Here is a 24,137-nt window from a genome sequence, read left to right as displayed (position 1 = left end):
GGCTGAATGAGCAGGGCGGTGTGGAAAGAAGAGGCCGAGAATGGCGCTTTGTTGAGTAAGGCGTCGAAAAACCTGACGTGTCTGATGGGGCGCGCCGGCGTCGACGCTGCGCAATTAAGCGAGGCGATAGGCCTGGGCGTGGCGACGATCAACAATATCAAGCGCGGCGTGGGCAATCCCACCTTGCTGACCTTGATGGAGCTGGCCCGGTTTTTCGATGTCAGGCTCAGCGATTTCGTGGAGAGCGATCTGGGGCGCGAGGCCGGCGACAGCCCCGCGGCCATGGCGGTGCCCTTGATCAAATTCACCGAACTGACCCTGTTTTTTGACGGAATGATTATCGAGCCGGAACGGTATTTTGTGGATGCCGCCGGTTTCGACGCCGCGGACGCGTTTGCGGTGTTGTTGAACAATGATTCGCTGTTTCCCGGTTTTTCCCAGGGCAGCGTTTTCATCGTGGCCCGGCAGGAGCGCCCGGCGGACGGCGATGTGGTCTTGGTCAGCATGGCCGGCCAGCAGCCTTGTTTCCGGCGGGTGTTCATCGACGGCGAGCATTGTCTGTTTTCAAGCATTTCCTTGATGCACGATTTGCAGCCTTTGGTGTGCCGGGATTTCAAGGTGCTTGGCGTGGCGGTCAAGGCGATTAAGACTTTTAGCGCAGGATGAAGGTGTGGAACAGTTCAGAGTTTACGGATTGATTGTGGGTTTGTCGGTGACCATCATGGTGGTCTGCGATTCGCTGGTGTACAAGACGCTGGATATTTACGGCTTGAAGATCACCGCCAGCGGCATCGTGTTTTCGCTTTGCTATCTATTGTCCACGGTGTCCACCGAGGTGTACGGCTATAAGCTGGGCGGACGCACGGTGTGGATTCTGGTGGCGTGCCAGACCTTTTTCGTTCTGATCATCAATGGCTTCGCCTTGCTGCAGCCGGATAATAACGAGATTTCCAAGCAGTACTACCTCTTGTTCAACGAATTTTGGCGGGTGATGGTGGGCACCTGGATCTCGGTGCCGGCCTCTTATTTTTGCAATGGCTTCGTCGTGTCGCGGATGAAGGTCTTTTTCGCCGGCCGCTTCTTTTTCATCCGCTATGTGATCGCGTCCATGCTGGCCCAGGCGGTGCTGCTGACCACGGCCTATCCCATCAGCCTGTCGTCGCGCTATAGCGGGCAGGAACTGCTCAACATCATCGCCACCACCTGGTCTTACAAGGTGTTCGTTTCCATCGCCTTGCTGCCGGTGGGCTATTACCTGGTGGGCGTGGTGAAGCGGATAGAAAAGACCGATTACTTTGACTGGAACGTGTCCTACAACCCCCTGGCGGTGTTCAAGGAGGACGGCGAAGACGTCAAGAGAAACAAATACGCGATGGAGGAAGGACGATGAGGGCCGCGCAGATATCCGACACGCATCTGTTCGCCGAGGCCGGCGGCCAGTTGATGGGCTACGACACTTACCGCGAGTTCGACCGGGTGCTGAGCCAGCTGGAGCGGCGGCATGCGGCGGAGCTGGACGCCGTTCTGGTCACCGGGGACATTTCTCAGGATGAGAGCGCGGCTTCCTATGAGCGCTTCGCGCAGCGGCTGGAAAGAACGGGCCTGCCGGTGTACTGGCTGGCCGGCAATCACGACGCCGCGTCCTTGGCGGCCGAGGTGCTGGGCCGCTACCCTTTCATGCGGCCGCTGGAGCGCCTGGAAACGGCGGACTGGCTGTTGTTGGCGCTGGATTCGGTGCGGCCGGGCACGGACGACGGCCATATCGACGAGCGCGCCGCCGCCGCCTTCCGGCAACGGCTGGCCGGGGCGGACGCCGCCGGCAAGCGCTGCGCCGTGCTGTTGCATCATCATCCGGCGGCGGTGGGCACGCCGCTATTGGACAGCTGCATGCTGCAGGACACGGAGCGGTTTTGGGAATTGATGGCGGAGACGCCGCGTTTGCAAGTGCTGTTGTGCGGCCACGCGCATGGGGATTACCGGCTGGAGGCGCGCGGCGTGGCGCTGGAAGTCTGTCCGGCCAGCTGTTTTCAGTGGCGCAAGGGCACGGCGGCGCTGGACACCGTGGACGCGCGCGGCTACAAGCTGCTGGAGTTCGACGCGGCCGGCTTCCGCAGCCAGACCGTGATGATTTAGCGCCTGTTTTCAACGCCGTATCGCCGACGCGCAGCAGCCTATGAACAGGCGCTTAGCGCGGCCGGGCCCGCCGGAGCGCCAGCACCTTGCCCGAGCCGTCCGCCGCCGGCGTGTCCTGGCGGCGGGCTTCCGCCGCCGCGCGGCTGATGTGGCCGGAGACGGCGCGGCCTTTTTGAAAACCGGTGGCGTAGGCGATCTTGCAAACTTCCTGCGGGGGCAGGTCGGCGAAATAATCGATGTTTCGACAGATGCTTTCGCCGGAAAAGGTTTCGCTATTGCCGTGCAGATGAATCCGGTATTGATTGCCGCGCAGTTCTTCCTCCACCTTGCAGCGCTTTTCTTCTTCTTTCCTATGGTTTTCCAATAGCGCGATTTTTATCAGGTCTCGCGGCCGGATGGCGGACAGGAGCTGATTGCTGGCCAGGATGTCCGCGTGGGACAGCTTGACGAAGTCGTGGCTGCCGTAAAGCTTGAACAGGTAGAGATATTCCTTGGAGTTCTTCTTGAGCATTCTGTCGCACAATACCAATTGGTAGGGCGGATTGAATACGCTGATGATCCATTTTTTTATTCGAGTCAGAAAACGAGCGCGCATCGTGCATTACCCCTGCATTTAACGCGCTCTAGTTTACCCAAAGCCGACAAAAGGCGCTTGAGGGAATGTTTTTGGAATATCCTGATCCTTATTATTTTAACGGCGCGGCGGATCCGATTTTCGGCGCAGGCGTTTGCAGCGGCAGAAACAAATCGCAGACGGCTTCGTTTTCCGCCACGTCCGGATAGAAACGCACGCGCTGGAGAAACAGCGGGTCATCGCGCGGGGTTTCGCCGCTGGCGGGCAGCCATTCCGCGTACAGGCGGCGCGCGAGGGCGGCCAGCGCGTCGTCGGAGCCGATGTGGCGCAGCCGGGCGCAGCGTCCGGCGGGAATCAGCGCGGCGCGCACCCCTTGGCGGTTGGCGGCGATGTCGCCGTCGAAAGCGGCGCAGAGGCCGAAGCGGTAGTCCGCCGCCGCGCAGTCGTCCGGATCGGCGTACAGCAGGTTGTAGGTGGCGGCGGCGCTGGGCGGCAGGCGGTGTTCCCGCCGCCAGGCGATGAAGTCGCGCAGGCTGTCTCCCAAGAGCGCGGGGCCGCCGCGGTGTTCCAGCAGGGCGATCGGGGTGGCGGGGAAGTCGACGATGTCGACGGCGAGCGGGATTTGGCGGGATGGCATGGAACGGCTCCTCAGTTGGGATAGGGCGTGGAAGTGCTGATGCCAAGGCCGCCAGCGCGGCCGCCGCCTAAAGGCGGACGGCGTCTGGCCCGTCGCCTGCCGGAAAGCGCGGGCAAAGGCCTCCGGGCTGCGGTAGCCGCTGTCCAGCGCGATGTCCAGCACGGCGCAGCGGCGGAAGGCCAGCCGTTCTCCGGCGCGGCGCAGCCGGCAGAGCCGCACGTATTGATGCAGGCTGAGGCCGAAGCGGGCGCGGAACAGGCGGTGGAAATGGAAGCGCGAGCAGGCGGTCACCCGGCTGAGCCGTTCCAGGCTCAGGTCGGCGTCCAGATGGGCGTCGATATAGGCCAGCGCCTTGTCCAGGCGCGGGCTGGCGGTGTCGTGCTGCATGCTTTCCTCCTTGGCGCCGCCAGTCTAGCGCGGCCGCGCCGCCGCGCGCCTGACCGATCTTGCGGTGTTGTCGGACACCTTAAAGCAGCGGTTTCTGCATCGCCACGCGCCGCCTGAGGCCGTGCTCGGCCTCGGCGCGCAACAGGGCCAGCAGGAAGGGGGGGCTGTCGGCGGGGTCTAGGGTCAGGAAACCGCGTTTGTGGTAGTAGGGCGCGTTCCAGGCCGGGTGTTCGAAGGTGGTCAGCGTCAGCCGGCGCAGGCCCAGCCGGCGCGCGGCGGTTTCCGCGTGCGCGATCAGCGCCGAGCCCAGGCCCCGGCCCTGATGCTTGGGGCAGACGTCCATTTCCTGCAGGTGCAGGCTGTCGTCGTGGCGGCGCGCCAACAGGAAGCCGTGGACGCCGTCGGCGTCGGCCGCCGCCCACAGGAGGCCGGCCGCGCAGGCCGCGGCCAGTTCGTCGCGGGGCAGCGTGTCGCCGGCCAGCGCCGGCGGCAGGTCTTGCGGGTCGAAGCGGGCGGCGGCGGCGCGTTCGATTTCGGCCAGCCGGGCAAAGTCTGCCGGCGCGGCCGGACGGATGCGCGGGGCGTTCATGTCAGCGCGCCTCCCGCCACAGGCCCTGGTAGTCGCGCGGCAGGCCGTCCGGGGTGAGGCTGAGTTCGGCCTGGAACGCGCCTTGCCGCGATTCGTAGCGGTAGCCGATCTCGGACAGGCGGGTGTAGCGCTGCGGCAGCGGCGCCAGGGTCAGCGCCGGGAATTGCAGCCAGGCGGCGTTCAGTTCCAGCGCCGCGCCGATCTCAAGCCGGCCGCGGCGGATGGGCAGCAGATTGGTGGCCGGGGTGAAGGCCAGGTCGATGTCGACGCAGCCTTGCACTTGCGGCTGTTCCGCGCCGTTGAGCCGCCAGCGGCCTTCGGCGTCGGTTTCCAGCCGCAGGGCGATGGCTTCCGCGCCGCGGTAGCCGTTCACCTCGACGCGACGGGTGCTCCAGTCCGGCGCGCAGTCCACCTGGTAATGCAGCAGGCAGTTGACGCCGTCTTCGACGAAGACGGCGCAGCCCTTGAGGCGCGGGCCTTGCTCGCTCTGTTCAAGCGCCGCGTAGTCGTGGCCGGAGGCGTCCAGCCGTTGCCAGACGATGGAGGAGACGAAGGTGTGGGACATGCGGCGGCCTTGCTGTTTTTATGATGGCGTATTTCACCGCATTGTCCTGTTGCTTGTCCATGGCGGGCATTGCCCGATCCGGTGTTTATGCGGCCTGGCCGGCCAGCCGCCGTTCCCGGCTATGCCACAGCAAGGTGGCCGCCAGCGCCAGCGCGGCCAAGGCGCCGCCGGCGACGAAGGTGCTGGCGCTGCCGTGGCGGTCCCACATCCAGCCGGCCAGCACGCTGGCCAGCAGCAGGCACAGGCCGCTGACCAGATTGAACAGGCCGAAGGCGGTGCCCTTCATGTCGGCCGGCGTTTCCTCCGCCACCAGCGTGGCCAGCAGGCCCTGGGTGAAGCCCAGGTGCAGCCCCCACAGGGCGATGCCGGCCAGCGTGACGGCGACGGAGCCGGACAGCGCCAGCGTGACGTCGGCCAGGATCAGGATCAGCAGGCCTGTCGCCAGCAGCGCGCTCTTGCTGCAGCGGTCGGCCAGCACCCCCACCGGATAGGCGGTGAGCGCGAAGACCAGGCTCATCACCACCATCACCAGCGGCAGCCAGCTCAGCGGCAGGCCGTGGCGCTGCGCCAGCAGCACCAGAAAGGCTTCGCTGAAGCGGGCCAGGGTGAACAGCGCGCCGATGGCGACGATCCACCAGTAGCGGCCGGAGAAGCGGCGCAGCAGCGCCAGGCGCAGCGGCGAGCGGAAGGGCTTGCGTTCGCCGCCGTCCGGCTCGCGCACGCCGGCCGCCAGCAGCAGCACCGCCAGCAAGGCCGGCAGGCAGGCCCACCACAGCACTTGCTGGATGTCGTCCGCCAGCCAGAACATCAGCGCGATGCCCAGCAGCGGGCCGGCGAAGGCGCCGACGGTGTCCATGGACTGGCGCAGGCCGAAACAGGCGCCGCGGATGGCCGGCGGCGCGACTTCGGCCACCAGCGCGTCGCGCGGCGCGCCGCGTATGCCCTTGCCCACGCGGTCCATCAGCCGCGCGGCCAGCACGGTTTCGGCGCTGTGAGCCAGCGGGAACAGCGGCTTGCTCAGCGCCGCCAGGCCGTAGCCCAGCAAGAGCAGGCCTTTGCGGCGGCCCCAGTAGTCGCTGATGGCGCCGGAGAACACGCGCAGGATCAGCGCGGTGGCCTGGGCCAGGCCTTCGATGACGCCCAGGGTCAGCGCGCTGACGCCCAGGGTGGAGACCAGGAAGACCGGCAGCAGCGCGTGGATGATCTCGGAGGACATGTCCATGCACAGGCTGACCAGGCCCAGGGCCCAGATGGTGGCGGGGATGCGGGGCTGCATGCGGGAGGCCTTTCTCGATGGGGGAATGCGTTCACGGCAGGCGCCACAGGCTGAGCAGCAGGCCGGCCAGCGCCGCGCCGGCTATCACCGGCATCGCCTTGACTTGTTTTTTCAGCAGCGCCCAGGCCGCCAGCGCGGCGATGGCGGCGGCGGCCCCGTCCACGCCGCCGCGCCAGCCTTGCGGCCACAGCACATGCCAGCCGAAGAACAGGGCGAGGTTGGCGATCACCCCGACCACGGCGGCGGTGACGGCGGTCAGCGGCGCGGTCAGGCGGATCTCGCCATGGCTGTGTTCGATCAGCGGGCCGCCGGCCAGGATGAAGACGAAGGAGGGCAGGAAGGTGAACCAGGTGACCAGCGCCGCGGCCAGCGCGCCGGCCAGGAACAGGTGTTCCGGGCCCAGCAAGGCTTTGGCGTAGCCGCCGACGAAGCCGACGAAGGCCACCACCATGATCAGCGGCCCCGGCGTGGTTTCGCCCAGCGCCAGGCCGTCCAGCATCTGGCCGGCGCTCAGCCAGCCGTAATGCGCCACCGCGCCCTGGTAGACATAGGGCAGCACCGCGTAGGCGCCGCCGAAGGTCAGCAGCGCGGCCTTGGTGAAGAACCAGCCCATCTGGGTGAAGCCGCCGTGCCAGCCGTAGGCGGCTGTCAGCAGCGCCATTGGCAAGCTCCACAGCAGCAGGCCGGCCAGCGCCGCCCGGCCCAGCCGTAGCCAGGAGAAGCGGGCGTGCGCCGGCGGCGGGGTGTGATCGTCGATCAGCGCCGGGCCGTAATGCGCGTCCGCGCCGCCGTGGCCGCCGGCCTGGAACCAGCGCGGCCGCAGCCGGCCGGCCAGCGCGCCGATCAAGGCCGCCGCCAGCACGATCAGCGGGAAGGGTGTTTGCCACAGCGCGATGGCGCACAGCGAGGCCAGCGCCACGCCCCACAGCCAGGGCCGTTTCAGCGTGCGCGTGCCGATGCGCCAGGCCGCCTGGGCCACGATGGCGACCACCGCGGGCTTGATGCCGTAGAACAGGCCGGCGATCCAGGCCAGGTGGCCGTAGGCGATATAGACCCAGGACAGCAGCACCAGCAGGAAGAAGGACGGCAGCACGAACAGCGCGCCGGCGGCGACGCCGCCCCAGCCGCGGTGCAGCAGCCAGCCGATATAGGTGGCCAGTTGCTGCGCTTCCGGCCCGGGCAGCAGCATGCAGTAATTCAGGGCGTGCAGGAAGCGGCGTTCGGAAATCCAGCGCCGGCGCTCCACCAGCTCCTGGTGCATGATGGCGATCTGGCCGGCCGGGCCGCCGAAGCTGATCAGGCCCAGCTTGAGCCAGAAACGGAGCGCTTGCCGGAAGCCGACGGGGGCGGGCGCGGCGTCGCGGGGGCTGGGCGGCATGATCAGCTCTCCTTGGCGAACTGTTGGTAGAGCCCGTCCCAGATATGGGCGGCGGCGCTCAGCAATTGGTCGTCGTCGCTCAGCGCGGCGCGCAAGCCGGCCAGCACGGTTTCCACGCCGCTGGCTTCCGGCGGCGCCGCGCCGCCCACGTCCAGATAATGGACCAGCTCGGCCAGCCTTCGCAGCGGGGGCGCGTCCAGACCGAAGCTGGCCAGCAGCACCTCGAAGCTGACCTTGTCGCCGACATGGGTGAAGGCGGCGCCGTCGAAATCGAAGCCCAGCGCCTCCGGCGGGCAGTCGCCGGGCGCGGCCAGCCACAGGATGCGCGCCTGCGGGTCGATGAAGCGGCGGATCAGCCAGGCCGAGGCCAGCCGGTCCACCCAGGGGCGGCGGCGGGTGGCCCAGGTCCGGCCTTGGTGCTCGGCCACGGCGCGGCGCGGAATCTGCATGTCCAGACTATGGGGCTCGCCCGGCGACAATTGCAGCTGGATGGCGGTTTCCAGCTGTTGCAGCGCGGCCTGCGCCTGTTGCTGGCCGGCGCCGGGGAAGAAATCGATGGCGGCGACGCCGGTCAGGGCCTTGCTCAGCCGCCGCCATTGTTTCAGCCGCTCGGCGGCGTTGTCGGGGTCCAGCCCGCTCAGTTGTTCCTGGATGTCCTGCCGCAGCTGCTGATAGTCGGCGTCGCGCTGGAACAGCGGCGGAAAATCGCTGCCGTCCAGCGGCCGGCAGGCCAGCAGCCGCGCGACGCCGCCGTGTTGTTGGATGTCGGAGGCGATGGCCTCCAATTGTTGCAGCCGGGCGTTGCTGCCGGGCAACAGGTAGGCGCCGTCGCGCAGCGCGGCGGAGCCGCAGGCTTTCAAGGCGCGCCAGGCGCGCATGCGCGCGGTGGCGTTTTCGGTGGGCAAAGAAGTGATCAGCAGCAGCCAGTCCATGATGCGCTCCATTTTTTTGTAGCGTATTCTACAATTATGTAGCGATCAATATATTTTGTCGGGCGCGAGATAACGTTGGACTCAAGCTTGGCCGGCGCGTGGTCGATAATCTAAATCGGGCTCAACAGAGACGGGAGACGAAGATGAAGCGATGGAAGCAATGGTCTGTGTGCTTGTTGGCGGCGGCGCTGGCGGCGCCGGCGCTGGCCAATCCGCCGGAAGGCAAGGGCCAGGGTCATGGCCAGGGGCAGGGCAAGCACAAGGATAAAGGCAAGGACAGGGAAGCGTCGCCGGAGCGGTCGGACCGGGATTTGGTGGCGGCGGGCATCAGCGTCGCCGCCGCGCGGCGCCTGGCGCTGGATTCCGGGGTGACCGGCTATAAATCCTTGCCGCCGGGCATGCGCAAGCGCCTGGCGCGCGGCAAGCCGCTGCCGCCCGGCATCGCCAAGCAGGTCTTGCCGGCGCCCTTGCTGAGCCAGCTGCCGCGCCACCCCGGTTACGAGTGGCGGGCGGTGGGCGCGGACCTGGTGCTGGTGGCGGCCAGCGGTTTGATCGCGGATATCTTGCTGGACGTGCTGCGCTGATCCGGCCGGCTTACAAGATTTGGCGGTAGATCACCGCGTCCGCCAGCTCCGCCACCTGGTCGTACAGGCGGCGCGCGGTGTGATTGTCGCCGGCGGTGCGCCAGTACAGCATGGCGGCGCCGTCGTCGCGCGCCCGTTCCGCGGCGGCTAGCAGCAGCGCGCGGGCGACGCCGCCGCCCCGCGCCGCCGGCGCAACGTATAGATCCTGCAGATAGGCGCTGTCCTGGATCTGGATGGTGCTGCGGTGGTAGAGCAGGTGGGCGATGCCCAGCAGCGCGCCGTCGGCGACCGCGGCCAGCCCGCGCACCGGCTCCTCCGGCGCGAGCAGGCGGCGCCAGGTTTCCCGGTCCACCTCCTCGGGCAGGGCGCTGACGCCGACGCGGCCGTAGAAGGCGTTGTAGTCGCGCCATAAGGGCAGCCAGCCGGCGTGATCGCCGGCTTGCAGCGGGCGGATGGAGAAGACGGCCTCAGCCATGGCGCGCTTCCGTTTCGCCGGCGCCGGCCATGTGTTCCAGCCCGGCCAGCACTTGCAGGCTGGCGGCTTCCATCATCGCGACATGTTCCACCGCGGCCCGGCTGTCGCCGTCGGCGTGGGCGCGCAAGGCGTCCAGCGCCGCGGTGTGCACCTTGGCGTGCGGCGCTTCGATTTCGCGGAAGCCGGGCAGGTGGGAGAAGCCGGCGCGGCCTTCGCCTTCGTAATACCACTTGCCGAAGTGGCAGTGCTGATGCGAGCCGAAGTGGCCGATGTCCTCGTCCGACAGGCCGAACATCACCTGGTAGACGCGGAATTTGTAGATCAGGTGGTCCATCTTGGCCAGTTCGCAGAAACCGCGCAGCGCGGAGGCGGCGATGCTGCCCTCCATGCTGGTGGACATGTCCAGCAATTGTTTCATGGTGCCGGCGGCGGCCTCGCCGTCCTGGCTGAAACCGGCGGCTTGTTCCGCCAATTGCTCCATCTGGCTGCGGCTGCCGGCGCTGTCGCCGCGGATCTGCTCCACCAGCTTGGCGATGTCGGCGGTGGCGGTGGCGGTGCGTTCGGCCAGCTTGCGTACTTCGTCGGCCACCACGGCGAAGCCGCGGCCTTGCTCGCCGGCGCGCGCCGCTTCGATGGCGGCGTTCAGGGCCAAGAGATTGGTCTGGTCGGCGATGTCGCGGATCAGTTGCACGATGCCGCCCACCTCCTGGGCGCGGGCGTCCAGTTCCCCCACTTTTTCCGCCGCGCCCTGCGAGGCGCCGGCCAGTTTGGACAGATCGGCGGCGATCTGGTCTATGGATTGGCGGCTGCGCAGCGAAATGCCCTGAGCGGCGACGGCGCGGTCTTTTTCCCGGCTCATCACGCTGGAGAGGGTGGCCAGCGACTGCTGGGTGTCGGTCATTGATTGGGCGAAGGCGGAGAGGTTGGCGATCAGTCCGTTCAGTTCCTGAACTTTGGCCTGACTGGCGGCCAGCTGGCGTTCGGCTTCATCGGCGCGGCTGCGGGTGTGTTGCAGCTCCTGGCGCATTCGCTCCGCCTCCTGGCTGAGTTGCAAGCGCTCCGCCTGCTCGCGCGCGGCCTTGTCCTTGTTCCGGAACCACATTCCATTCTCCTCTTGAAGCCGGACCGGCACAGGCAGGCGTGGCTTGCGCTTGCATGTCGCCGGGTGATTTTAAATAAACGTTTAGCATTATCCGAATGCCGTCATGAATCTGCAATCATTTGTCTTGTTTAAGTTTGATTAATTATGACAAAAATCAGACTTGACGCTTGTTGCGCCGTTTACTAAGGTGTCATTTTGATACGTTAAATAAGAGGCCCTTATGCACTCCCGTTTTGATGTCTTTCGCGAACAGGCGTTGGGTCGCCAGTTGGAGGCTTTGATCGACACGCCGCAGCGTTATGTGGAATACGCGGCCTTGTCGCGCGCCGAAGTGCCGGCGATTGCGGCCATCGTCCACGATGTGCGCCAGCTGTTTCCGGAAGTGGAGGCGGACGCCAGCGCGCGCCAGTTTTGCGGCGCGATGGTGGCGGAGGTGATGCGCCGCCATTATCACGAGGTGTTGCGGCCGCGCGGCCGGGTACCGGGCGGTTATTTCACTTACGGGGTGGTGTGGACGCCACGGCCGCAACAGTTGGACTGGGAGCAGCGGCTGGAGGCGCTGCGGGCGATGCCGGCCCAGTTGGCGGCGGCGCTGCGCGTGATTCCGGCCGCGGACTGGCGGCGGCGGCCGGACGGCATCGATTTTGCCGCGGTGGAGCATGCCTGCCATCTGCGCGATCTGGACCGGATTTTCTGCCAAAGGGTGGCAAGGGTATTGACCGAGGACATGCCGGATATTCCGTCGGTAGACGGCACTGAAATGTCGCGCGAACTGGCTTATCTGGAGCAGGACGGCTCAGCGGCCCTGGACGATTTCCTGGCCGGACGGCGACATTTGCTGACAGCGCTGGCCGGCGCCGAAGCGGCCCAGCGCGGGCGGCTATGCCTGTTTGGCGGCGAGCGGCGGATGAGTCTGGAGGATTTGGCCGAGGACATGCTGCAGCACGACCGCGCCCATTTGCTGGAGGTGGAGGAGCTGACGGCGGAGTTGGGCGGCGAGCCGGTTTGAGCGCCGGCCCGGCTCAGAGTCGGTTGACGATCTGCTGCGCGTCGGCGATACGGCGTTGAGAACGGCCCTTGTACACCCCGCTTCTTCCGCCGCAAGGCCTGGTCTCGCCTTTGCTCGCGAGATGGTAAACACCCTCTCAGGGTTGTTGATACCAGGGGCGGCGCAGCAGCGCGGGCAGCAGGGTTTCGCGCAGTTTGCCTATCTGCTGCCACAGGCAGCGCGCCAGGGCCGGATTGTCCCGGTGCCAGCGCTTGCCCAACACCAGATAGTAGTCCTTGCGCGACAGCGGCGGCTGCAGGCGGACGATGCCGGCCTGCGGGTGGTCTTCCAGATAGCGGTCGCCGATGTGGTTCTGCGTGGCGTAGGCGGCGATGTGGCGGGCCAGCAGTTTGCGGAAGTTCATCTCGGTGTCTTTGGCGGCCTCCACCTGGGCGCCCTTGGCGCGCAGATCGTCGGCGATGGACCAGCCGGCGTTGACGCCGATGGCGCCCAGCGCCGGCAGGTTCTTGCCGTTCCAGGCCGGCGGCGCGTTTTTCAGCGCGTACAAGGAGTAGGCCAGCGTGGTCAGCCGGTAGCGCGGGTCGGGTTCCTCGCCCTGCATCGGGTAATCGAAATAGGCTTCGCGTTCTTTGTTGTGGGAGAACATGAAGGCGGCGTCGTGCTGATCGTGCTGCATCTCGGTGAGCAGGCGCTTGCCCGGCAGCCGCGACAACTTAAGCGCGATCCGGCAGCCCTTGGCCGCCGCCTGCGCCATTTCCACCACCGCACCGGGGTGGGGCGGCATTTGATCGCCTTCGCCGCTCATATACGGGTCCGAGGCCACCGCGCCGTAAACCATGTCCAGCGTCGCCGCCGCCGCCGCCGGCTGCGCGGCCAGCGCCGCGATCAGCAGTCCTATCTGTTTCAAGCCCAATCCACGCATCCATCGCTATCGCCTGCGCAGAGGGTAACAGCGCCGGACTCCCTTAGCATAGAGTTCCGCGCCGGGGTTTCAATATTCCCGTTCCGCCTGTCGCGCCAGCATGCGTTTCAGCTCCGGCAGACAGGAGCCGCAAACACCGCCGCAACCCAGCCGCGCCTTGAGTCCGGCCAGGTCCGCGCCGTCGGCGATGGCCGCCTGGATGCGCTCGGCGTCCACTTGCAGGCAGTTGCAGACGATGCGCGCGGCGGCGGGCGCGGCCGCGGCGCCGGGGACCAGCGCGCTGAGCCGGCTGCCGGGCCAGGGCCGGCCGCTTTGCATCGCGGCCAGCAGCCGCGCGCCGTCGTCCTGGCCGCCGGCGAAAACGTAGGCCCAGGGCGCGTCGTCGCGCCAGGCGATGCGTTGTTCCAGGCCGCGGCGCGCGTCGCTGAAGGTTTGCAGCTGCGGGCCGCCGTCCAGGTCCAGCAGCCAAGTCAGCTCGGCCAGCCAGTCCGGCCGCGGCTGGGCGTGGGCGGCGTTCAGCACCAGGATGTCCGGCGGGCGCAGGCTGAGCGCGGCGTAGCCGCAGCCGGCCAGCAAGGGCTGCAGCCGCGCGCGCAGCGCCGGCAGGTCCGGGTGGCGGCTGGCGGCGCGCACCCGCCACGGCAGTTCGGCGCGTTCCACCCGCACCGCGGCGTGCTTGAGTTCGGGCTGGAACGATTGCGGGTCCACCGCCGGCGAGCAGGCCTGGTTGACGCCGCCGCTGTCCAGATGCTGGCCGCTCCAGTGCATGGCGGCGAACACGCTGCCGCCCGGCAGTTCCTCGCAAAGCGCCAGCGGCAGCACCAGACCGCCGCGCCGGCTTTCCACCCTGACCAGTTCGCCGGCCTGGAGGCCGCGGCGGGCGGCGTCGGCCGGGTGCATGTCCAGCGTCGGTTCCGGCGCGTGGGAGAACAGCCGCGCCACCCGGCCGCTGCGGCTCATGCCGTGCCATTGGTCGCGCAGCCGGCCGGTGAGCAGGCGGAAGGGGTAATGGGCGTTGACCGCGTCCGCCGGCGGCCGGTAGGGCGTGGCGTGGAACAGCGCGCGGCCGTTGGCGGTGGCAAAGCGGCCGTCCTCGTAACGCCGAGCCTGGCCGGCGGCCGCGCCGGCCGGGAACGGCCATTGCTGCGGGCCGTCCCGCTCCAGCCGCGCGTGGCTGAGGCCGCTGAGGTCCAGATCGCGGCCGGCGGTCAGCGCCGCGTGTTCGGCGAACACCGCCGCCGGTTCGCTGCGTTCGAACAGGCTGGGCGCGTCCGGGTAGAGCAGCCGTTCCAGCCGGCGGCCCACTTCGGCGGCGATCCAGCCGTCGGCGCGCGCCTCGCCCGGCGGCGGCACGGCGGCGCGCACCCGGCTGATGCGGCGTTCGGAGTTGGTGACCGTGCCTTCTTTTTCGCCCCAGCAGGCGGCGGGCAGCAGCGCGTCGGCGCAGGCGGCGGTGTCGGTGTCGGCGTAGGCGTCCTGGACGATGACGAATTCGGCCTGAGCCAGGGCCTGGCGCGCTTGCTCCAGGTCCGGCAAGGAGTGGGCCGGGTTGGTGCAGACTATCCACACCGCCTTGACCCGGCCGGCCTTGAGCGCGTCGAACAGCGCGATGGCCGGCAGGCCGGGGCGGTCGGAGAGCCGTTCCGGCGGCACGCCCCAGTGGGCGGCCACTTCGGCGCGGTGTTGCGGGTTGGCGATATCGCGGTGGGCAGCCAGCATGGTGGCCATGCCGCCCACTTCGCGGCCGCCCATGGCGTTGGGCTGGCCGGTCAGCGAGAAGGGGCCGGCGCCGGGGCGGCCGATCTGGCCGGCGGCCAGATGCAGATTGATCAGCGCCAGGTTTTTGGCGGTGCCGTGGCTGGACTGGTTCAAGCCCATGCAGTACAGCGACAGGCTGGCCGGGCTGCGGCCGAACCATTCGGCGGCGGTGGTCAGGTCGGCTTCGGCGATGCCGCACAGGCCGGCGGCCTGGCGCGGCGAATAGTCGCGCAGCAGGCGCTTGAGCGCGTCGAAGCCCTCGGTGTGGGCGGCGATGTAGCTCTCGTCTATCAGCCCTTCCCAGATCAGGTGGTGCAGCATGCCGTTGAACAGCGCCACGTCGCTGCCGGGCTGGATCTGCAGATGCAGGTCCGCCAGCGCCGCGGTGTCGGTGCGGCGCGGGTCCACCACGATCCATTTGCGGTCCGGCCGCGCCGCCTTGGCGGCCTCCAGCCGGCGGAACAGCACCGGGTGGGCGTAGGCCGTATTGCTGCCGGCCAGCAGCACGCAATCGGCCAGGTCCAGGTCCTGGTAGCAGGTGGGCGGGCCGTCGGCGCCCAGCGCCAGCTTGTAGCCGCTGACGGCGCTGGACATGCACAGCCGGGAGTTGGTGTCGATATTGTTGCTGCCGATCAGGCCCTTGGTCAGCTTGTTGAACAGATAGTAGTCCTCGGTCAGCAATTGGCCGGAGGCGTAGACCGCCACCGCGTCCGGCCCGTGGCGGCGGATGACGCCGGCCAGCCGCTCGGCCACGGTGTCCAGCGCGCTGTCCCAGTCCACGCGCCGGCGCGCGGCGTCGCGGGTCAGCCGCAGTTCGGGGTGCAGCGCGCGGCCGGACAGACTGGCGCAGCTGTCCGCCAGCGCCAGGCCCTTGGTGCACAGCCGGCCGTGGTTGGCGGGGTGGGCCGGATCGCCTTCCACGCCGGTGACGCGCGCGCCGTCGCTGTGGATCAGCACGCCGCAGCCGACGCCGCAGTAACAGCAGGTGGAGGGGGTGGTGGTCATGGCGCGGTCCCCGGGTTCACAGTTGCAGGTAGACGTCGCCGTCCCGCAGGCTGACCTGGAAGCGTCGCGCGCAGCCGCGGTCAGGCGCCTGGGCTTCGCCGTCGTCCAGATTGAGGGTCCAGCCGTGCAGCGGGCAGGTGACCGCCGCGCCGTGCACCAGGCCCTGGCTCAGCGGGCCGCCCTTGTGCGGGCAGCGGTCCAAGAGCGCGAACACTTGCTGCGGCTGCGGCCGGAACAGGGCGATGTCGCCGTCGTCGCGCGCCAGCACGCGGCTGCCCAGCAGCGGGATGTCGTCCAGCGCGCAGATGCGCAGCCAGCGGGAGGAGGGGGGCGGGGTGGGTTCCATGGCGGCCTCAGGCGATGACTTTCAAGGGAATGTATTCCTGGCGCTGCGCACCGGCGATGCGGGCGGCCCAGGGGTCGGGCAGGCCTTCCAGCGCGAACAGCAGCCGCTGGTACAAGGCCTGGCGGTTGGCGGCGTCGTCCACCACCCGCGCCTTGACGTAATCCAGGCCGACGCGGGCGATGTAGCGGACGGTGCGGTCCAGGTAATAGCCCTCCTCGCGGTAGAGCTGCAGGAAGGCGCCGCTGTATTCCTTCACTTCCTCGGCGGTTTTCACCTTGCACAGGAATTGCGCTACCTCGGTCTTGATGCCGCCGTTGCCGCCCACGTACAGCTCCCAGCCGGAGTCCACCGCGATCACGCCCACGTCCTTGATGCCGGCTTCGGCGCAGTTGCGCGGGCAGCCGGACACCGCCAGCTTGACCTTGTGCGGCGCCCACATATTGGCCAGCATGGTTTCCAGGTCTATGCCCATCTGGGTGCTGTTCTGGGTGCCGAAGCGGCAGAATTCGCTGCCGACGCAGGTTTTCACGGTGCGGATGGATTTGCCGTAGGCGTGGCCGGATTGCATGCCCAGGTCTTTCCAGACATCGATCAGGTCTTCCTTGCGGATGCCCAGCAGGTCGATGCGCTGGCCGCCGGTGACCTTGAGCATGGGCACCCGGTATTTGTCGGCCACATCGGCGATGCGGCGTAGCTCGGCGGCGTTGGTGACGCCGCCCTTCATCTGCGGGATCACCGAGAAGGTGCCGTCCTTCTGGATATTGGCGTGCACCCGCTCGTTGACGAAGCGGCTTTGCGGATCGTCCACCGCCTCGCGCGGCCAGGTGGACAACAGGTAGTAGTTGATCGCCGGGCGGCAGCTGGCGCAGCCGTTGGGGGTGCGCCATTCCAGGAAGTGGTAGACCGCGGCGTGGTCCAGCAGGCGGTGGTCGCGGATGGCCTTGCGCACTTCGGCGTGGCTGTGATCGGTGCAGCCGCAGACGGCCTTGGTCTTGGGCGCTTCCTGGAAGCTCGCGCCCACCGTGTTCATCAGGATCTGTTCCACCAGGCCGCTGCAGGAGCCGCAGGAGCTGCCGGCCTTGGTGCATTGCTTGACCTCGTCCAGGGTGAACAGGCCGTTCTCCTTGATCGCCTTGACGATGGCGCCCTTGCTGACGCCGTTGCAGCCGCAGACTTCGTCGCCGTCCCGCATGCCGGCGGCGCGGCTCTGGCCTTGGACGCCGACGTCGCCGATGGCGGTTTCGCCGAAGATCAGCCGCTCGCGCAGATCGCCTATCGCGCGCTGTTCGCGCAGCAGCTTGAAGTACCAGGCGCCGTCGGCGGTGTCGCCGTACAGGCAGACGCCGATCAGCTTGTCCTCGCGCAGCACCAGTTTCTTGTACAGGCCGCCGGCCGGGTCGGACAGCACGATCTCTTCGCAATCGCCGCCGCCGATGAAGTCGCCGGCGGAGAACAGATCGATGCCGGTGACCTTGAGCTTGGTGGCCATCACCGAGCCCTGGTAGCGGCTGCTGCCCAGCTGGGCCAGATGGTTGGCGCAGACCTTGGCCTGTTCGAACAGCGGCGCCACCAGTCCGTAGCAGACGCCGCGGTGGCTGACGCATTCGCCCACCGCGTAGATGCGCGGGTCGAAGGTCTGCAGCGCGTCGCTGACCACCACGCCGCGCTCGCAGTGCAGGCCGGCGCCGGCGGCCAGCGCGATATTGGGGCGGATGCCCACCGCCATCACCACCAGCTTGGCCTCCAGGGTTTCGCCGTCGGCGAGCCGCGCCGCCGCCACCGCGCCATGGCCGTCGTCCAGCAGCGCGGCGGTCTGGCGGCCCAGCAGGAAGCGCAGGCCGCGCGCTTCCAGCGAGGCCTGCAGCAACTGGGCGGCCGCGGGGTCCAGTTGTCTTTCCAGCAGCCAGTCCGCCAGGTGGACCACGGTGACGTCCATGCCGCGCTGCTTCAGGCCGTAGGCGGCTTCCAGGCCGAGCAGGCCGCCGCCTATCACCACCGCCCGGCCGCCGCCGGCGCTGGCCGCCAGCATGGCTTCGGTGTCGCGGATGTCGCGGTAGCCGATGACGCCGGCGAGATCGCGGCCCGGCAGCGGCAGCATCACCGGCAGCGAGCCGGTGGCGAGCAGCAGCCTGTCGTAAGAGGCGACGCTGCCGTCGTCGGCGCGCACCAGGCGGCGCGCGCGGTCCAGCTCCACCACGGTCTTGCCGGTGTAAAGGCTGATGCCGCGTTCGGCGTACCAGGCGCGCGGATTGAGCACGATGTCGTCGAAGGTCTGTTCGCCGGCCAGCACCGGCGACAGCTGGATGCGGTTGTAATTGGGGTGCGGCTCGGCGCCGAACACGGTGATGTCGTACAGGTCCGGCGCCAGCGTCAGCAGCTCTTCCACGGTGCGGATGCCGGCCATGCCGTTGCCGACCACCACGAGTTTGGGTTTGGTCATGATGGATGTCCTCGCGGGTTCAGAGCCGGGCGCTGGCGAGAGACCAGCCGGCGCGCCAGCGCTGGCGCAGCCCGGCCAGGCCGGCCCAGCCGGCCAAGGCCAGCGCGGCGTACAGCCACAGTCCGATGGCGTAGCCGCCGCTGGCCTGCTTGATCACGCCCAGGCCGGCCGCCAGCAGGAAGCCGCCGACGCCGCCGGCCATGCCGATCAGGCCGGTGACCGCGCCGATCTCGCCGCCGAAGCGCTGCGGCACCAGCTGGAACACCGCGCCGTTGCCGGCGCCGAGGCAGAGCATGGCCAGCACGAACAGCAGCAGCGCGCCGCCGGCGCCGCCCGCTTCCAGGCCGGCGGCGAACAGCAGCGCCGCCACCGCCAGGTAGACGGCCAGCAGCGAGCGGGTGCCGCCGACGCGGTCCGCCAGCACGCCGCCCAGCGGCCGCATCATCGAGCCGGCGAACACGCAGGCGGCGGTATAGAGCCCGGCGGTCTTGGCGTCGAAGCCGAACTGGTCGTGGAAATAGCCGGGCAGCGCGCTGGCGAAGCCGGCGAAACCGCCGAAGGTGATGGCGTAGAACAGCATCAGCCACCAGGCGTCGCGCTGAGCCAGCACCGCCAGATAATCAGCCCAGCGCTTGGGCGGCGGCGCGCCCGGCGCGTCCTTGGCCAGCCGGGCGAACAGCAGCAGCGCCAGCAGCAGCGGCAGACAGGCGAGGCCGAACACGTTCTGCCAGCCAAACTGCAGCGCCAGCGCCGGCGCGAACAGCGCCGCCAGCACGGTGCCGGAGTTGCCGGCGCCGGCGATGCCCAGCGCCGTGCCCTGATGCGCCGGCGGATACCAGCGCGAGGCCAGCGGCAGCGCCACGGCGAAGGAGGCGCCGGCCACGCCCAGGAACAGGCCCAGCAGCAGCGCGCCGCCCAGGCTGGAGAGGCCGACGCGCCAGGCGGCGAGCAAGGCGGCGATGACGACGATCTGGGCGATCAGCCCGGTGCGCTTGGCGCCGATGCGGTCCGCCAGCATGCCGACGGCCAGCCGCAGCAGCGCGCCGGCCAGGATGGGAGTGGCCACCATCAGCGCGCGTTCTTGGGTATCCAGGTCCAGCGCGGCGGCGATGGGCACCTGCAGCGGGCCCAGCAGATACCAGACCATGAAGCTGAGGTCGAAGTAGAGAAAGGCGGACAGCAAGGTGGGCTTGTGCCCGGTGTGCCAGAAAGAACGGTCCATGCGAAACTCCTGTGCCGCGAGCGGCCGGGGGCCGGCCAAAATAAAAACGGCGTTCGCTCCTCGGTGATAGCAGGAGCGGACGCCGTTGTCCGTTGCCGTCCCGGCCGCCATTGGCCGGACAAGCATTTGGGGTGGGCGGGGCACGTCTTTGTGCCAGGCCCGGCTTGACTTATGCAAACGCCGTGCCAGCCTCCGCGAGCCGGAAATCCGGGTTTCGCGTGGATTCGCGGCGGGAAGCCGCACCGCGCTGGTGCGAAAATAGCCGGCCGCGCACTGAGTTTGTGCGTTGCAACATGCGGGGCTTAATCAAGCAGACGCTCCGTCGCCGGGTAGCGCGGCCGTCCGTCCCACTCCACGCCGTCGCACAGCCGGCTGCGGCGCTGCGGCCGGGCCGGCGCGGGCAGGCCCAGCGCGTCCGCCGCCTGCCGGTAAAGCCGGCTCTGGCTCACCGCGGCGGCCACGGCCTGCGCGTCCTCGTCGCCGCGCAGCCAGCCCCAGCGCCGGAACTGGTCGATGAACCAGACGCCGTCGGACGGATAGGGATGGTTGACCCGGCCCTGGTCGAAGAAGCGCAGCGCCGACGCGCCGGCGGCGGCCGAGGGCAGGGTGGCGGCGATCAGCGTTTCCGGCAGGGCGATATGCTCCGGCCGCGCCAGCCAGCGCGCCGCCTGGCGGCGGTTTTCGCCGTGCTCCAGCCAGCGGCAGGCTTCCAGCAGCGCCATGATCAGCGCGGCGGCGGCGGCCGGTTCTTCTTGCGCGAAACCACGGCGGCAGAGCAGGGCTTTTTCCGGGTGGCCGGGCCAGATCTCGCCGCTGGCGACGGCGATGCGGCCGGCCTGGCGCGCCGCCGCCTGCTGGTGCCAGGGCTCGCCGGCGCAAAAACCGTCCAGCTGGCCGGCTTCCAGCGCCGCGCCCATCTGCGGCGGCGGAATCACCACCAGGCGCGCGTCGCGCAGCGGGTCCAGGCCTTGCGCCGCCAGCCAGTAATTGAGCCACAACGCGTGGGTGCCGGCGGGAAAGGTGTGCGCCAGCGTCAGCGGCGCGCCGCCTTGGCGGACGCGGCGCGGCAAGGCCTGCTGCGGCGCCGCGGCCAGCGCGTCGGCCAACGGGTGGCTGAGGGTGATGGCCTGGCCGTTCTGGTTCAGCGTCATCAGCAGCGCCATGTCCGCTTGCGGGCCGGCGAGGCCCAGCTGCATGCCGTAGGCCAGGCCGTACAGCGCCGCGGCGGCGTGCAGGCGGCCGTCCAGCAGCTTGTCGCGCACCGCGCTCCACGAAGGCTGGCGCAGCAATTCCAGTTCCAGGCCGTGGCGGCGGTCCAGGCCGAGCTGGCGCGCGACGATCAGCGGCGCGCTGTCGGTCAGCGGCAGATAGCCCAGGCGCAGGCGGTGGGGGACGGTCATGGGATTTCCTCGCGGCTCAGCCTAGCAGTTCGGCGGCCTGGATCAGTTGTCGGGCGAGATCGGCGACGCGCAGGCCCTCGCGCATCGCCTGCCGGCGCAGCGCCTGGTAGGCGTCGTTTTCGCTGAGCCGGCGCTTGTCCATCAGAATGCCCTTGGCGCGCTCGATCAGCTTGCGTTCGGCCAGCTGCTGTTCCGCCGCCGCCAGCCGCTGTCGCAGCCGGGCGTCCTCGGCGAAGCGGGCGCGGGCCAGGTCGATGATGGGCGCCAGCCGCGCCGCGTCGGCCTGGTCCACCACATAGGCCGCCACGCCGGCGTGGACGGCGGCTTCTATGGTGGGCAGGTCGCCCTGGTCGGCGAACATCACCACCGGGTGCGGCGCGATCTCGCCCAGCAGCGCCAGTTGTTCCAGGGTGTCGCGCGACGGGGATTCGGTGTCCACGATCACCACGTCCGGCCGCAGCCGCTCCACCGCCTGCAGCAGCGCGGCGGCGCCGTCCACCTCGGCGACGACGGCGTAGCCGGCGCGCGCCAGCGCCTGGCGCAGCGAGGCGATGGTTTTGGCGTGGTCGTTGACCAGCAGCAGGCGCAGCGGCGGAGGCGTGGACATTGCGGCACCGGGGAGAAGGGACGGCTTGGCTGAAGCAAGCGCCGTGCCCAAGGGAATTCTTGACGCGATTTTTAGCGAGGATGCGGCCGGATTGACGCGGCGTTTAGCCGCGATGTCTTAGAGTGGCTAACAAAAATCAGTTTTACGGCTGAGGCAAGGCGTGCCGACGCAGGCAGTACTTGAGTACGACAAGTCGGCGCAACGCAGCATCAGGGGTTTGTTAGCCGCTCTTATCGTGGAGCGGAGACAAGGCCAATGGACAGGAGGTGAAACACGAGTGAACAACAGTCGTTGGCGAGGCCGGCCCCGCGCGAGCGGAGCCGGCCGATTTCATTTGAGTTTGACGTTCCAGTTGTCCTCGACGCAGCGCTGGTAGTTGCCGGCTTGCAGCGCGCTGTACGGGGTCTGGTAGTTCACCAGCTGGCATTTGTAGTCATTGCCCCATTTCCAGTCCTTTTCCCAATAGATGTTGTAGGCGGCGGAGCTGGCGGCGCTGAAGCGCTGCATATTGGCGCAGGACAGCTGCTCGTTGCCGTAGTCCCAGCCCAGGTCCTTGGCGAACTGGCGGTAGTAATCGATGCGGTTCTGCGCCGCCTGGCGCTCGGTGCCGCCGCCGCACTCGGCGTTGATGATCTGGATGGTGGTGGCGAAGTTGTTGCCGGCGCCGGCGGCCTTGTCTGCGGCGTTGGGCACCCAGGTGCCGTCCAACACATGCAGCATCGACGGCTTGGGCGGCTGCGGGAAGACGAAGAAGAAGGTGGCCGAGCTCAGGTTGAGCCAGGTGGAAGCCACCAGGTCCGGGTTCTTCAGCAGCACGGATTGGTCGCCGTCGTGCATGGCTTGGGAGAAGGGGCCGTAGTTGTAGTTGTAGGACAGCTGCTTGGCGCCGCGGCCGAAGTATTTCTTCCAGCTGCCGTCGGCGTTCTTACCGCAGGTCCACACCTTGTTGAACACCGGATCGGCGCATTCGGTGTTGTAGCCGCAGCCGGGGCCGGTTTCGGCGCAGCCCATTTCGCGCAGGTATTTCAGGCCTTGCCGCCATTCCGGCACCGTGTCGCTGCGGTTGTGGTCGCCGGTTTCCTGAGCGAAGTGGGCGAACATGGTGGCCAGGCTGTGGCGGCAGATGGCGTCGCCGTCGCGGCCGTCGCCGTAGTCGTCGCAGATGGCGGGGAACTTGGCGATGGCCTGCAGGAAGCGCTGGTAGCTATAGCTGGCGTCGCGGCGGGAGAAGTAATACTCCCACTTGGCGGCAGGCAGCAGGCGCTCCACCCGGCGCACGTTCAGCGGGTTGGCGGCGCGGCCGGGGGTCACCTGTTCCACCTGGGCGTTGGGCAGGGTGCGGATCGAGGCTTTGACGTTGCGGAAGAAGGGGGTGTCGGTCAGGGCGGCTTCATATTGCAGCGCTTGCTGCAGCGTGGGCGGCTGAGGCTGGCCCGGTTCGGCCAAAGCCGTGGTCTTGGCCGCCGCCGGCGTCCAGCTGCCTCTGGGATTGGCGGCCGGCGTTTCGGCGCGGGTGCGCCATTTGGCCTGCCAATCCTGGCCTTGCCATTGGACTTGCTGTCCAGCCTGATAGACGGCGCCGGCGTTCCAGGGCGCGGCCAAAACGGACTGGCAGGCCAGGCTCAGCAGCAGGGCGGTGAAGGGTTTGCGCATGTTGGCTCCTGTTGTCGGGCTGCCGGCGCGGGGGACGCCGCGCGAAATCATCGCAGCCGTTTATGGGGGCCTCGACACACCCGCTGCGCGGTCCGATGGCCTCGCTCAGTCACAGGCTTCTGGCTTTGCCTTGCGCGCGGTTTCGGGGTTTGCGTTCTGATGTCAGAGGACGCGTCTTGCTCTTGAACGGATCGCGGCGGTTTTCGAGGTTGCCCTAGATGGTTTTCTGCCGCGCGCGACGCACGGCATAGATACCACTATGGAACCAATTTTTGATATGTCAAACGACTTTTTGAAGGAGAATGGGATTGACGCGGCCATGCGGCCGGCGCGCGGCTAAGCCGGAAGGGGCGAAGAAGGCGGAAGCGGCCGCGGCGGGCGCCGGGGTGAGATCCCGGACGGGTGCGGCGTTGAGCGTCAATCGGACCGTGCGGCCGTCTCAGGGGCGAGAGGCGTTGATCCAGGCGTCGTGCGGGTAGCTGGCGGAATCCAGGCCCAGTTCCGACGAAAAAGTGACGTGACAGTGACGTCCTACTGCATTGACCGCAATCACGGTAAATGTGATTGCGGCGCTATCGTGTTGTTCGGCGATGTAATCGCCGGGTTTGAGTTCATTGACTCGCAAATGTTGCTCCAGGGCATGACCGCGATAGCGGGTCATGCCGGCAGATCAACGGCGTCGGTTGTGATGGGGGCGAGGCGTGCCGCCGCCGGCCGGCGCCGTCGGATGACGGAAATTGATGCGGCCCTTGGTCAAGTCGTAGGGCGACATCTCTACAGTGACGCGGTCGCCTACCAGAACGCGAATACGGTGCATCTTCATCTTGCCCGAGCCATAGGCCAGGATTTCGACGTTGTTGTCCAGACGCACGCGGAAGCGGGACTCGGGCAACATTTCAATGACAACACCTTCCAGTTCGATCATGTCTTCTTTGGACATTACGATTCCTTTCTAATACGGTAGGCCAACAGCCACAGCGGCAGTCACATGGACTGCCGCGAGCGGGTGCTATTGGCGCGTCTATTCGGTAACCAAGCTAGGGAGGGGCTGGCTTCACAGGCAGCCCTCAGGCAAGGCGGAGCGTCCGACAGGCAGCTGCCGGAACGATCAGAAAATCTGAGGCGAACGGTATTATATATCTA

At 68.1% G+C, this 24,137-nt stretch carries 23 protein-coding genes and 1 pseudogene; 5 read left to right on the top strand and 19 right to left on the bottom strand.

The window, feature by feature from the left end:
- The first annotated feature begins 6 nt into the window (after nt 1–6).
- From DB032_RS15595 to DB032_RS15585, 3 genes are read left to right on the top strand one after another with little or no spacing between them, the layout of a single operon-like run.
- Complete coding sequence (locus DB032_RS15595; RefSeq protein WP_107800285.1) at nt 7–666, top strand: helix-turn-helix domain-containing protein; 660 nt, start codon at nt 7–9, stop codon at nt 664–666.
- Nucleotides 667–670: 4 nt separating this feature from the next.
- Entirely contained in the window at nt 671–1,390 is a 720-nt protein-coding gene (locus tag DB032_RS15590; protein WP_199225913.1) for a VUT family protein, read from the top strand.
- The gene (locus DB032_RS15585; protein WP_107800284.1) at nt 1,387–2,133 is read left to right on the top strand and encodes a metallophosphoesterase; all 747 of its coding nucleotides are present in this window, start codon (nt 1,387–1,389) and stop codon (nt 2,131–2,133) included. Before DB032_RS15590 ends, DB032_RS15585 begins: the two co-directional genes overlap by 4 nt.
- Before the next feature lie 52 nt (nt 2,134–2,185).
- Here DB032_RS15585 and DB032_RS15580 read toward each other — a convergent pair whose 3' ends face one another.
- The 7 genes from DB032_RS15580 to DB032_RS15550 all read right to left on the bottom strand — a co-directional run bounded on the left by DB032_RS15580 (nt 2,186) and on the right by DB032_RS15550 (nt 8,471).
- Nucleotides 2,186–2,644, bottom strand: coding sequence for a hypothetical protein (locus tag DB032_RS15580; protein ID WP_107800283.1), 459 nt, complete (start codon nt 2,642–2,644; stop codon nt 2,186–2,188).
- 175 nt (nt 2,645–2,819) lie between these two features.
- Nucleotides 2,820–3,731 (bottom strand): GyrI-like domain-containing protein, encoded by a 912-nt coding sequence (locus DB032_RS15575; RefSeq protein ID WP_107800282.1) that lies wholly within the window; start codon nt 3,729–3,731, stop codon nt 2,820–2,822.
- A gap of 79 nt (nt 3,732–3,810) precedes the next feature.
- A complete protein-coding gene (locus tag DB032_RS15570) occupies nt 3,811–4,320 on the bottom strand; it encodes a GNAT family N-acetyltransferase (RefSeq protein WP_107800281.1) in 510 nt (169 codons plus the stop codon).
- A 1-nt stretch (nt 4,321) separates the two neighbouring features.
- Nucleotides 4,322–4,885, bottom strand: coding sequence for a putative glycolipid-binding domain-containing protein (locus DB032_RS15565; RefSeq protein WP_107800280.1), 564 nt, complete (start codon nt 4,883–4,885; stop codon nt 4,322–4,324).
- 85 nt (nt 4,886–4,970) lie between these two features.
- Nucleotides 4,971–6,161: an MFS transporter gene (locus DB032_RS15560; protein WP_107800279.1), complete on the bottom strand. Its 1,191-nt coding sequence runs from the start codon at nt 6,159–6,161 to the stop codon at nt 4,971–4,973.
- A 31-nt stretch (nt 6,162–6,192) separates the two neighbouring features.
- Nucleotides 6,193–7,539 carry a chromate efflux transporter gene (gene chrA, locus DB032_RS15555; protein ID WP_107800278.1) on the bottom strand — a complete coding sequence of 449 codons (1,347 nt, stop codon included), beginning with the start codon at nt 7,537–7,539 and terminating at the stop codon, nt 6,193–6,195.
- Nucleotides 7,540–7,541: 2 nt separating this feature from the next.
- Nucleotides 7,542–8,471 carry a chromate resistance protein ChrB domain-containing protein gene (locus DB032_RS15550; RefSeq protein WP_199225912.1) on the bottom strand — a complete coding sequence of 310 codons (930 nt, stop codon included), beginning with the start codon at nt 8,469–8,471 and terminating at the stop codon, nt 7,542–7,544.
- Nucleotides 8,472–8,614: 143 nt separating this feature from the next.
- Here DB032_RS15550 and DB032_RS15545 point away from each other — a divergent pair, with 143 nt between their 5' ends.
- Nucleotides 8,615–9,055 (top strand): anti-virulence regulator CigR family protein, encoded by a 441-nt coding sequence (locus DB032_RS15545; protein WP_107800277.1) that lies wholly within the window; start codon nt 8,615–8,617, stop codon nt 9,053–9,055.
- A gap of 10 nt (nt 9,056–9,065) precedes the next feature.
- Here DB032_RS15545 and DB032_RS15540 read toward each other — a convergent pair whose 3' ends face one another.
- Nucleotides 9,066–9,530, bottom strand: a complete 465-nt coding sequence (locus DB032_RS15540; RefSeq protein ID WP_107800276.1) for a GNAT family N-acetyltransferase — start codon at nt 9,528–9,530, stop codon at nt 9,066–9,068.
- Entirely contained in the window at nt 9,523–10,632 is a 1,110-nt protein-coding gene (locus DB032_RS24830; RefSeq protein WP_107800275.1) for a methyl-accepting chemotaxis protein, read from the bottom strand. Before DB032_RS24830 ends, DB032_RS15540 begins: the two co-directional genes overlap by 8 nt.
- Before the next feature lie 220 nt (nt 10,633–10,852).
- On the opposite strand from DB032_RS24830, the gene DB032_RS15530 reads away from it, so the two are divergent.
- Entirely contained in the window at nt 10,853–11,641 is a 789-nt protein-coding gene (locus tag DB032_RS15530; protein WP_107800274.1) for a DinB family protein, read from the top strand.
- Nucleotides 11,642–11,777: 136 nt separating this feature from the next.
- On the opposite strand, the gene DB032_RS15525 is transcribed toward DB032_RS15530, so the two are convergent.
- The 10 genes and pseudogenes from DB032_RS15525 to infA all read right to left on the bottom strand — a co-directional run.
- Nucleotides 11,778–12,548 (bottom strand): transporter substrate-binding domain-containing protein, encoded by a 771-nt coding sequence (locus tag DB032_RS15525; protein ID WP_158274320.1) that lies wholly within the window; start codon nt 12,546–12,548, stop codon nt 11,778–11,780.
- Between the two features lie 84 nt (nt 12,549–12,632).
- On the bottom strand, nt 12,633–15,326 hold the full coding sequence (locus DB032_RS15520; RefSeq protein ID WP_107800272.1) for a nitrate reductase: 2,694 nt from the start codon (nt 15,324–15,326) through the stop codon (nt 12,633–12,635).
- A gap of 16 nt (nt 15,327–15,342) precedes the next feature.
- The gene (gene nirD / locus DB032_RS15515; protein ID WP_107800271.1) at nt 15,343–15,672 is read right to left on the bottom strand and encodes a nitrite reductase small subunit NirD; all 330 of its coding nucleotides are present in this window, start codon (nt 15,670–15,672) and stop codon (nt 15,343–15,345) included.
- A 7-nt stretch (nt 15,673–15,679) separates the two neighbouring features.
- Nucleotides 15,680–18,112 carry a nitrite reductase large subunit NirB gene (nirB, locus tag DB032_RS15510; protein WP_107800270.1) on the bottom strand — a complete coding sequence of 811 codons (2,433 nt, stop codon included), beginning with the start codon at nt 18,110–18,112 and terminating at the stop codon, nt 15,680–15,682.
- A gap of 19 nt (nt 18,113–18,131) precedes the next feature.
- Nucleotides 18,132–19,334, bottom strand: a complete 1,203-nt coding sequence (locus DB032_RS15505; protein WP_048409169.1) for an MFS transporter — start codon at nt 19,332–19,334, stop codon at nt 18,132–18,134.
- A gap of 302 nt (nt 19,335–19,636) precedes the next feature.
- Nucleotides 19,637–20,734, bottom strand: coding sequence for a CmpA/NrtA family ABC transporter substrate-binding protein (locus tag DB032_RS15500; RefSeq protein ID WP_107800269.1), 1,098 nt, complete (start codon nt 20,732–20,734; stop codon nt 19,637–19,639).
- Between the two features lie 16 nt (nt 20,735–20,750).
- Nucleotides 20,751–21,341, bottom strand: a complete 591-nt coding sequence (locus DB032_RS15495) for an ANTAR domain-containing response regulator (RefSeq protein ID WP_107800268.1) — start codon at nt 21,339–21,341, stop codon at nt 20,751–20,753.
- A gap of 330 nt (nt 21,342–21,671) precedes the next feature.
- Complete coding sequence (locus DB032_RS15490; protein WP_107800267.1) at nt 21,672–22,994, bottom strand: glycoside hydrolase family 19 protein; 1,323 nt, start codon at nt 22,992–22,994, stop codon at nt 21,672–21,674.
- Between the two features lie 439 nt (nt 22,995–23,433).
- On the bottom strand, nt 23,434–23,655 hold the full coding sequence (locus DB032_RS23800) for a hypothetical protein (RefSeq protein ID WP_048409173.1): 222 nt from the start codon (nt 23,653–23,655) through the stop codon (nt 23,434–23,436).
- Nucleotides 23,656–23,721: 66 nt separating this feature from the next.
- Nucleotides 23,722–23,934 (bottom strand): annotated as a pseudogene (infA, locus tag DB032_RS15485) (translation initiation factor IF-1); the annotation flags it as partial.
- Between the last annotated feature and the right edge of the window lie 203 nt (nt 23,935–24,137).

It is taken from the genome of Chromobacterium sp. Panama (genome assembly GCF_003052555.1).
Taxonomy (GTDB): Bacteria; Pseudomonadota; Gammaproteobacteria; order Burkholderiales; family Chromobacteriaceae; genus Chromobacterium.
Note: the sequence above shows the minus strand (reverse complement) of the source record. Positions and strands in the feature narration are given on the sequence as shown.

Excerpts from the sequence above, each read along its gene's own strand:
- DB032_RS15585 (WP_107800284.1), top strand. The coding sequence starts at position 1,387 with ATGAGGGCCGCGCAGATATCCGACACGCATCTGTTCGCCGAGGCCGGC.
- DB032_RS15495 (WP_107800268.1), bottom strand. The coding sequence starts at position 21,341 with ATGTCCACGCCTCCGCCGCTGCGCCTGCTGCTGGTCAACGACCACGCC.
- DB032_RS15570 (WP_107800281.1), bottom strand. The coding sequence starts at position 4,320 with ATGAACGCCCCGCGCATCCGTCCGGCCGCGCCGGCAGACTTTGCCCGG.
- DB032_RS15575 (WP_107800282.1), bottom strand. The coding sequence starts at position 3,731 with ATGCAGCACGACACCGCCAGCCCGCGCCTGGACAAGGCGCTGGCCTAT.
- chrA (WP_107800278.1), bottom strand. The coding sequence starts at position 7,539 with ATGCCGCCCAGCCCCCGCGACGCCGCGCCCGCCCCCGTCGGCTTCCGG.
- DB032_RS15595 (WP_107800285.1), top strand. The coding sequence starts at position 7 with ATGAGCAGGGCGGTGTGGAAAGAAGAGGCCGAGAATGGCGCTTTGTTG.
- nirD (WP_107800271.1), bottom strand. The coding sequence starts at position 15,672 with ATGGAACCCACCCCGCCCCCCTCCTCCCGCTGGCTGCGCATCTGCGCG.
- nirB (WP_107800270.1), bottom strand. The coding sequence starts at position 18,112 with ATGACCAAACCCAAACTCGTGGTGGTCGGCAACGGCATGGCCGGCATC.
- DB032_RS15540 (WP_107800276.1), bottom strand. The coding sequence starts at position 9,530 with ATGGCTGAGGCCGTCTTCTCCATCCGCCCGCTGCAAGCCGGCGATCAC.
- DB032_RS15490 (WP_107800267.1), bottom strand. The coding sequence starts at position 22,994 with ATGCGCAAACCCTTCACCGCCCTGCTGCTGAGCCTGGCCTGCCAGTCC.
- DB032_RS15505 (WP_048409169.1), bottom strand. The coding sequence starts at position 19,334 with ATGGACCGTTCTTTCTGGCACACCGGGCACAAGCCCACCTTGCTGTCC.
- DB032_RS15565 (WP_107800280.1), bottom strand. The coding sequence starts at position 4,885 with ATGTCCCACACCTTCGTCTCCTCCATCGTCTGGCAACGGCTGGACGCC.
- DB032_RS15580 (WP_107800283.1), bottom strand. The coding sequence starts at position 2,644 with ATGCTCAAGAAGAACTCCAAGGAATATCTCTACCTGTTCAAGCTTTAC.
- DB032_RS24830 (WP_107800275.1), bottom strand. The coding sequence starts at position 10,632 with ATGTGGTTCCGGAACAAGGACAAGGCCGCGCGCGAGCAGGCGGAGCGC.
- DB032_RS15545 (WP_107800277.1), top strand. The coding sequence starts at position 8,615 with ATGAAGCGATGGAAGCAATGGTCTGTGTGCTTGTTGGCGGCGGCGCTG.
- DB032_RS15520 (WP_107800272.1), bottom strand. The coding sequence starts at position 15,326 with ATGACCACCACCCCCTCCACCTGCTGTTACTGCGGCGTCGGCTGCGGC.
- DB032_RS15550 (WP_199225912.1), bottom strand. The coding sequence starts at position 8,471 with ATGGACTGGCTGCTGCTGATCACTTCTTTGCCCACCGAAAACGCCACC.
- DB032_RS15560 (WP_107800279.1), bottom strand. The coding sequence starts at position 6,161 with ATGCAGCCCCGCATCCCCGCCACCATCTGGGCCCTGGGCCTGGTCAGC.
- DB032_RS23800 (WP_048409173.1), bottom strand. The coding sequence starts at position 23,655 with ATGACCCGCTATCGCGGTCATGCCCTGGAGCAACATTTGCGAGTCAAT.
- DB032_RS15500 (WP_107800269.1), bottom strand. The coding sequence starts at position 20,734 with ATGACCGTCCCCCACCGCCTGCGCCTGGGCTATCTGCCGCTGACCGAC.
- DB032_RS15530 (WP_107800274.1), top strand. The coding sequence starts at position 10,853 with ATGCACTCCCGTTTTGATGTCTTTCGCGAACAGGCGTTGGGTCGCCAG.